General features: G+C 37.4%; 7 protein-coding genes and 4 pseudogenes. 4 read left to right on the forward strand and 7 right to left on the reverse strand.

The window, feature by feature from the left end; translation table 11 throughout:
• On the reverse strand, window positions 1-258 hold a 258-nt coding region (locus FTT84_RS16140), incomplete at its 3' end, for a transposase (RefSeq protein WP_032038771.1).
• A 67-nt stretch (window positions 259-325) separates the two neighbouring features.
• Window positions 326-568, reverse strand: a pseudogene (locus FTT84_RS16145) (DNA polymerase V); the annotation flags it as partial.
• Between the two features lie 236 nt (window positions 569-804).
• On the opposite strand from FTT84_RS16145, the pseudogene FTT84_RS16150 reads away from it, so the two are divergent.
• Window positions 805-933, forward strand: a pseudogene (locus FTT84_RS16150) (IS3 family transposase); the annotation flags it as partial.
• A 101-nt stretch (window positions 934-1,034) separates the two neighbouring features.
• Window positions 1,035-1,181, forward strand: a pseudogene (locus FTT84_RS16155) (hypothetical protein); the annotation flags it as partial.
• Between the two features lie 155 nt (window positions 1,182-1,336).
• On the opposite strand, the gene FTT84_RS16160 reads toward FTT84_RS16155, so the two are convergent.
• The 3 genes from FTT84_RS16160 to FTT84_RS18300 form a co-directional block, all read right to left on the reverse strand.
• Window positions 1,337-2,020 carry a hypothetical protein gene (locus FTT84_RS16160; RefSeq protein ID WP_180080834.1) on the reverse strand — a complete coding sequence of 228 codons (684 nt, stop codon included), beginning with the start codon at window positions 2,018-2,020 and terminating at the stop codon, window positions 1,337-1,339.
• 48 nt (window positions 2,021-2,068) lie between these two features.
• A complete protein-coding gene (locus tag FTT84_RS16165) occupies window positions 2,069-4,240 on the reverse strand; it encodes a TonB-dependent siderophore receptor (RefSeq protein WP_180080836.1) in 2,172 nt (723 codons plus the stop codon).
• A 160-nt stretch (window positions 4,241-4,400) separates the two neighbouring features.
• Complete coding sequence (locus FTT84_RS18300) at window positions 4,401-4,637, reverse strand: GNAT family protein (RefSeq protein ID WP_350322527.1); 237 nt, start codon at window positions 4,635-4,637, stop codon at window positions 4,401-4,403.
• Window positions 4,638-4,660: 23 nt separating this feature from the next.
• On the opposite strand from FTT84_RS18300, the pseudogene FTT84_RS16170 reads away from it, so the two are divergent.
• Window positions 4,661-5,227, forward strand: a pseudogene (locus FTT84_RS16170) (IS3-like element ISAba2 family transposase); the annotation flags it as partial.
• Window positions 5,228-5,395: 168 nt separating this feature from the next.
• Here FTT84_RS16170 and FTT84_RS16175 read toward each other — a convergent pair.
• Window positions 5,396-5,965, reverse strand: coding sequence for a recombinase family protein (locus FTT84_RS16175; protein ID WP_180082008.1), 570 nt, complete (start codon window positions 5,963-5,965; stop codon window positions 5,396-5,398).
• A 305-nt stretch (window positions 5,966-6,270) separates the two neighbouring features.
• Between FTT84_RS16175 and FTT84_RS16180 the strand changes: the two genes are divergently transcribed.
• Window positions 6,271-6,465 carry a hypothetical protein gene (locus FTT84_RS16180; RefSeq protein ID WP_131269202.1) on the forward strand — a complete coding sequence of 65 codons (195 nt, stop codon included), beginning with the start codon at window positions 6,271-6,273 and terminating at the stop codon, window positions 6,463-6,465.
• 317 nt (window positions 6,466-6,782) lie between these two features.
• Here FTT84_RS16180 and FTT84_RS16185 read toward each other — a convergent pair whose 3' ends face one another.
• Entirely contained in the window at window positions 6,783-7,040 is a 258-nt protein-coding gene (locus FTT84_RS16185; protein ID WP_180058972.1) for a hypothetical protein, read from the reverse strand.
• Window positions 7,041-7,304: the final 264 nt, after the last annotated feature.

Here is a 7,304-nt window from a genome sequence, read left to right on the forward strand (position 1 = left end):
AAATTCACGTTCCATTTCAGCTATTTTGAGCTGTTGTTTGAGTTTTTTATTTTCTTCGAGTAGAGCGTTTAGATCAGGTGAATACTGTTTTGTACCTGCTAAAGTTCCAGCCTTTGCTTTGGTATTCCAATTTGAAAGAGTTTGCATTGAAATGCTAAGTTGTCTAGCTGTTTCCGAGACATTGCCTTGATTGGCTTCAATTAATTTGATGGCTTCAGCTTTAAATTCTGTGGTGTAAGTCTTGTGTTTCTTGCTCATGGTAAACTCCTGATGAGTGTGTTTAGTTTACCAAGTTAAAACCTCCTGTTTTTTCAGCACACATCACTTGTGCGGGAGAGGGGAAACCAGCAGCTACTTTTTCTGAAGCTAAAGGAATACACTTAAAGGTTGAAGGATTAATTAAGGTAATAGAAGCTACATCATTTAAGGTAGTCTTTTTATGATTTGCTAAAAACTTCTTAATCTCTACTATACGTGATATTGGTACACGCATAGTCTTAGTGGGTTCATTGTAAATTGCCTTTCTTCCTGCACCTTCCCTAAAACCACCTTTTGTTTTTGAATTCATAAAAGCCCATTTGATTTTGTGACAAAATCAGATATTAAGCTTTAAATTATTGGAAAAACAATATAAAAATGATAAATGGGCATAAAAAATTTTCTAATAACAACTTAAATACGTATTGTAACGGCTCAAATAAAATGAATAGGATCTTCTAAAAGGAGTTATTTATATAGTGAGCTAGATGCATGCTGAACCGTACCGGGTTTGTCGGAGAGTCAATATTCTGAGAGACTATCCCGATGAAAAAAGTAAAATATACCCCTGAAATCAGAGAAAGAGCGATTCAACTTGTGATTGAATCTGAAAAAGATTATCCATCGAATTGGGCAGCAGTTTCCGCAATTGCTCCTAAAATTGGTTGTACTCCGATTTAGCTGAAGTCGATTCTTTATGCTACGTCTTAACATTAATTTAAGTCGATTAGCCACATTTCTCCCAATGTGGCTTTTTATGCCTTTAAAAATACAATCGTCGTATTGTGGCAGGCTCTGGCGATGTTGGTGCTTTGCCAGCCTATGTGCTTGGTAGAAATACAGAACATATTACTGCGGTGCTTGCAAATGCTCGGGGTGGTTTAGAACTTTTACCAAGTAAAGCCTATAATAATGGCAAGCCATGATTGTTTTTAAATGGTTCAGGGTTAATGAATGGTAAAGACCTTCACACCAATGTTCAGGCTACAAAGTATGAAGATTGGGTGTGCATGAATGTTTATTAATTGCAGCTCTATAAGGGATAATAAATGAAACTTTGAGAGCTGCACAAATAGTTTTATTTATTAGTGAGCCATTCAATTGAGGCATCAAACAGTTTTAAGCCATCGTCAGATAGATTGGTAAATGTGTCATTGTTAAGAAAAAACATAAGACGTTTTGCAGGCGCTAAAGATTCATAATCCATCGTTGCACCTTTCTCATATCCCCAAATGGCTACTTTTTCAGGTTGTCCATAAATCGTTGCGATAATGGTGGCGCCTAAACCCGGCTTACCCCAACTCATAGGTGCTTGGGCTTTATATACATTATGAGTTCCAGCTGGAAGATGTGCAGAGAGAGTATGTGGTGCATTGACCAACCACAGATAACGTTCTTTCTCGACTTCGCCAAAATCGCTATTAATGCGTTTACCTGTCATAGCCAAGTCATCAAGATAATCGTTTTCCCACGTCATGAGTGGAAGAGGCAGTTGACGCCAACCAGATTGAAGGTTTTTAGAAGCAACCGTAGAGGAGATAATGACTAAGTCTGTGTTCTTTAAACTATTTGGTGAAACAGATTGATCTAATATCTCAACTTGATAGCCCTTGCTTTGCAAGTATTTTTGAATGGCAATATCGGTATTTGCAGAGGCACCCTTAACCTGTGAGATCAAAGCAATTCGTGTTTGAGCATAAATAGAAGATGTCCATACACAGAGTGCAGTGACCATCATCATGGTAGAAAGAAGCTTTTTCATAATGTTCTCAAAAGAGCAGTGATTTATGCACTGCTCTGATCCCATGTTTTAAAATTTAAAGGTTGCGCGTAATACCGCTTGGCGAGAGTCACCTTGAGACACGGCTAAATTGTTGACGCTAGCTGCGTAGTAGGTTTTGTCAAAGATATTGTTTAAGTTAAATTGGAACGTGACCGCTTGTTTGGCAATAGTCGTGTCATAACTCACAAAGGCATTGGCAAGGGTATAATCTGGCAGGTCAAAGGTATTTTCCGAATCGCCAGCACGTTTACCCACATAATTACCGCTTACGCCAAAACGTAAATTACCGTTGTAAAGTTCGCCATAGTTATAGGCCAATGCTAAAGAAGCAGTGTTTTTCGCTACATTATTTAAGCGATTACCTTCTAGGCCGCTTTCATCTTCAGTCACTTTCGCATCTGTATAAGCATAGGTGAGGGTCGCATCAAGCTGGTCGGTTACACGTCCTGTTAGGTCGAGCTCAGCACCTTTAGAACGTACAGCACCTGTTGTATGCAATTCGACTTCACTGGTCGATGGGTTAGTCACTTTAGCTAAAACGTTACGCTTTTTAATATCGTAGAGTGCAAAGTTAGCTTTGATACGGTCATTTAACTCATATTTCGCGCCAACTTCATAAGACTTGGCTTGTTCAGGTTGAACATCAGAGTTAATGACAGCATCGCCACCCAAAGGTGCAATAGAAGAAGACGGTTTAAGTGACTCGGTATAGCTACCATAGAATGAAAGCTGGTCATTCCATTTATAAACTAAACCTGCATGTGGGAGCCAAGCATCATCATTGGTGTTAGTATTTTCTTTAAACGGTCTGCCACGTCCAGCAGTTTGCTGATAGTTCAGGTAACGTCCACCCAGTACAGCAATCCATTTTTCATTTAAGTGAATTGCATCTTGTACATAAAAACCGTAGGTATGCAGTTTATCGGTTTGGTCACTATCTGATGCCACAACATTTTGAGATGGCTCGACAGTTCCAAAACTTGGATTTAAATAATCTAAAGTTGAGGTATTGCCACGAACCATATCTGGACGGAAATACTTACGGTATTCAATATCTGAACCGAATTGAATGTCATGCTTTAAACCAAACAAATTGGTTGAACCATTGATGTAAGCTTGAGCATTACTATCTATACTTTCTGCATTTAAGGTCGCATCGGTACGGCGTGTTACGGTGTGTTTAGTTGTATCTAATTTGGTCACACGTAACTGGTTGGCATCATAAGTTTCATAGTTGTAGGTATAACCAAAGTGAGCCGACCAATTATCATTAATTTGGTGATCTACCAACAATTGCGCCAAATGATCGTCACCTTTCATTTGGTTAAACGCTTCATCTAGACGTTGGTATTTAGAGATGGGTAGGGCTTTATTGGTTTTCGGGTCAAAAACGGTAGAGCGGTCAAAAGGTACATCAAAGTGACGGTATTGATAGCTCAGGTTCACTTTAGTTTGACCATTATCCCATGCTAAAGATGGAGCAATTAAGGTCTGTTTAAGGTTACCAAAATTACGCCAATAGTCTGCATCAGAATGATCGGCAATAAAGCGATAGGCAAAGTTACTGTCACCAATTGCGCCTGTGGTATCTATGCTTGCACCTAAGCCATTTTTGCCTGCTGCAAAGCTTGAGCCGTAAACGGAAAGTTCAGTTTTCTGAGTCGTCTCAGGTTTTTTTGTAATGACATTGACTACACCACCTGGGTCCATAATGCCATAGAGCAATGAAGATGGGCCTTTTAAAACTTCGACTTGTTCAACTGCCGCATTCATGGTTCGGCCTTGTACAATTGGCATACCATTTACGGTAATTGAACCGTCACGGTTATCACCAAAGCCGCGTTTCATTACGGTGTCTTGCGTACCACCTAAAGTATTACCTTGCGTAATGCCGCTGACTTGGGTCAGTGCATTGTCCAAGTTTGCAGGCAAATAATCTTTCATGTATTGATTAGATACAACGTTTACGGTTTGCGGGCTTTCTAAATTTTTTTGTTTGCCTCTAAGCGTCGACGCCGTTTGTGTTGCGATATAACTTGAGTCTGTTTCAACCTGAACTATAATCGTTTCTAGTTGTGCTGGTTGAATCGCGGTTGCTTCTGCCCAAGACATCATCGGGATGAGGGATAAAAGTAAGGGGCTACTATGTTTTAAAATTTCAACAGTAATTAAATTTTTACGCGGGGAGAAAGCAAACATAAGTATACCTAAGTGATATAAAAATCGTGAAAGGCTAAAAAAAGAGCGAATATTCAAGCGAACAAACAGGAGTGCTGACTAGACTCAAAAAAAGTGTGTAAAGTATATATAAATGAGACTCATTTGCAATGGTTTGCAGGCAATAAAGCCGATGGAAAAATTAATAATAATTTAACTTTTTAATTAGATTATCTTTTATGCTTGGCCACTCTTCATCAATAATACTGAATCTGACTGAATTCCTTTTTCTCCCATTAGGCATGATTCGCTCATTTCTTACCACACCTTCTTTCTGGGCACCGAGTCTTAAAATCGCATTCTGGGATTTTTCATTAAGTACATCTATTGTGAACTGAACTCTAATGCAATTTAGCTCTTCAAAGGCATATTGAAGCAATAAATATTTTGCCTCGGTATTGAGATGATCAAAAACGAGCAGATGATTTAGTGAAACGGAATTTTAGTGCTGATCATCCAGATCAGCTATGGGTCGCTGACTTTACGTATATTCAAACCAATTCTGGCTGGGTTTATACCGCATTTATTATTGATGTGTTCTCACGAGCAATTGTTGGATGGAAAGTATCAACACGCATGAATACAGATATGGTACTCGATGCATTAGAACAAGCTTTGCATGATCGAGGTATGCCTAAGAATGTGATTCATCATTCAGATAGAGGTGTTCAATATCTTTCTATTCGCTATACCAATCGTTTAGAAGCAGCAAATTTACGAGCATCAGTCGGTACAACTGGTGATTCATACGATAATGCTCTGGCTGAAACGGTGAATGGCTTATACAAAACAGAGGTGATTGAATATTTAAAAGCAGATTGGCAAGGTTTAGCAGATGTACAACTTGCGACACTAAACTGGGTAGATTGGTTCAACAAAAAGCGTGTACACAGTGCACTGGGTTATGTATCGCCTTTTGAGTTTGAAATGTACTATGATAAGATTAACCCGTTAGGTCAGGTAGCCTAACTTAAATAAAAAAGTCTCCGACAAACCCGGTACGGTTCATTGTTAAACCAATTTTAATAAGTTCAATCTGAAATTCTTGATATGTCATATATAGCACCTCTCTGTAAAATCTATCACATTAAAAATGTGTTAACAAACTTTATATGTGCATACATAAATTAATAGAGTTCAATCACCATCTTTAATATCTATTTTCAAGGCTCTTTGAACTGTTGCCACCCCTACTCCAAACTGTCTAGCTACACTTCTAAATGTTGCCCTTTCTTTCCGCATAGCGTTTTGTACTTCTAAATAGTCTACTTTTCGCTTTCTACCCTTATATAAACCCTTTGCTTTAGCTTTAGCAATTCCTTCTTTTTGACGTTCACGAATCATTGAGCGTTCAAATTCAGCAAATGCTGCAAGCATCTGAAACATTAGTTTATTCATTGCTGATTGGGCTATATCATGGCTGAAAATCAGATTCTCCTTATGGAAAATTATAGTTATCCCACGATCATTGAGACTGTTCACAAGATTGTTTAGATCATTTGTATTACGTGCCAGACGGTCAATACTATGAACATGCACCGTATCACCTTCACGCAGATATTCAATCATAGCGATTAATTGAGGACGTTCCCTACTACCACCGCTTGCTTTCTCTGTGAAGATTTTATCAAGATGGATTCCATCTAATTGGCGTTCAGTGTTTTGTTCGGTTGAACTAACTCGAATATATCCGACCTGATTAGGCATTCTGTACCGTTAGAGTTTAGATAAATAAATACATATTGTACCGAAATTAAATATTAAGTCTATAGATACGGTTTTTGTGTTGATTTTTAAGGTTTAATTTTGTTCCGTTAGGCTATGCTCTAAAATTACATTAGGCCATTCAGTAAAGTTATAAACCCTAAATAGAAATGTCCGGTTTTTCATCCGATCAGGAATAAATATATTCTTAATAAAAAACAATAAATTAAATAGTTGCTTAATTTTCATAATGTATATATAGTGTATATACATTTTATTGTATTAGTGCCTTTGGGAATAAACATCTTATGACTGATCAACCCAGAAAAATAAAGGCCAACAAAAAAGATGGGCAACTCTTAATTCGAATTAACAGCACTGAACGTGATGAGTTCATTCAGTTATGTGAAACTATGGACACCAGTGCCGCTAGAGAATTAAGAAAATTTATCCGTAGTTTTATGAAAAAAAACCAGTCAGCGGATATTCATACCAAGGAGTGACATCATGTCGAAGCAAGTTAAAATCTTGAAACAGAAGATCAAAGCACGTCTTGAAACGATTTCAAAACACGAAAATAAGTTAAATAAGCTCAAAAAGCAGCTTAAAAAACAGAAGTAATAGCGAGGATTAGCCTCACTAGAAAGTAAAAAAGCTGAATTTCCTATTAGGAAATTCAGCTTTTTTCATTACTTACTGTCTAACTTTTAAGGGACAGATCAGGATGTGTGTTTTATTGCCTATATTTCTAAATCAGACTTGGAGGTGCATCAAAAATACGAATTAAAGTAACTGCAGGACCAGTTGAAAAGCCCTAAAATTATACTAGCTCGGAAATAATCTCTACCAATACTGCATCTGCTTGTGAAGTACTTCTAACAGCAGAAATTTCATTTTTAATTTTAGTGAGAGATTTCCCGGTTTCTTTGAAAGAAAAAACGGTTTTATTTCCTGTGAGAATTAGAGGGGTAAGATTAGCGACTTCGCCTATTTTTAAGAATAGCTCTGCCACTCTGACTTGATGGGCATAAATAGATCGTAACTTTTGGGTAATTTCTAAAGCAGTACGTTTATTCATAAATATAACCATTAATTTTATTAGATTTTTTGAATATTTTAATTCTTGTAAATCCAATATTAGCAGAACTAGTATTAATGGGTAAAATTTGTGCACTAGTGCACTTAAAAAACTGCTTATTGCTAATAGAGCAAGGGGGCTTTGTTGCACAAACCTAGCATCAAAAGCTTATTCAGCAATATAATTTCAAAATGAATAAGCCTGCCTCTAAAATCTACCGTACAACCAATTGGTCATCCTATAACCGAGCCTTAATTAACCGAG

It is taken from the genome of Acinetobacter sp. YH01019, from assembly GCF_013420285.1.
In the GTDB taxonomy this organism is placed as follows: Bacteria; Pseudomonadota; Gammaproteobacteria; order Pseudomonadales; family Moraxellaceae; genus Acinetobacter; species Acinetobacter gandensis.

Excerpts from the sequence above, each read along its gene's own strand:
- FTT84_RS16160 (WP_180080834.1), bottom strand. The coding sequence starts at position 2,020 with ATGAAAAAGCTTCTTTCTACCATGATGATGGTCACTGCACTCTGTGTA.
- FTT84_RS16165 (WP_180080836.1), bottom strand. The coding sequence starts at position 4,240 with ATGTTTGCTTTCTCCCCGCGTAAAAATTTAATTACTGTTGAAATTTTA.
- FTT84_RS16175 (WP_180082008.1), bottom strand. The coding sequence starts at position 5,965 with ATGCCTAATCAGGTCGGATATATTCGAGTTAGTTCAACCGAACAAAAC.
- FTT84_RS16180 (WP_131269202.1), top strand. The coding sequence starts at position 6,271 with ATGACTGATCAACCCAGAAAAATAAAGGCCAACAAAAAAGATGGGCAA.
- FTT84_RS16185 (WP_180058972.1), bottom strand. The coding sequence starts at position 7,040 with ATGAATAAACGTACTGCTTTAGAAATTACCCAAAAGTTACGATCTATT.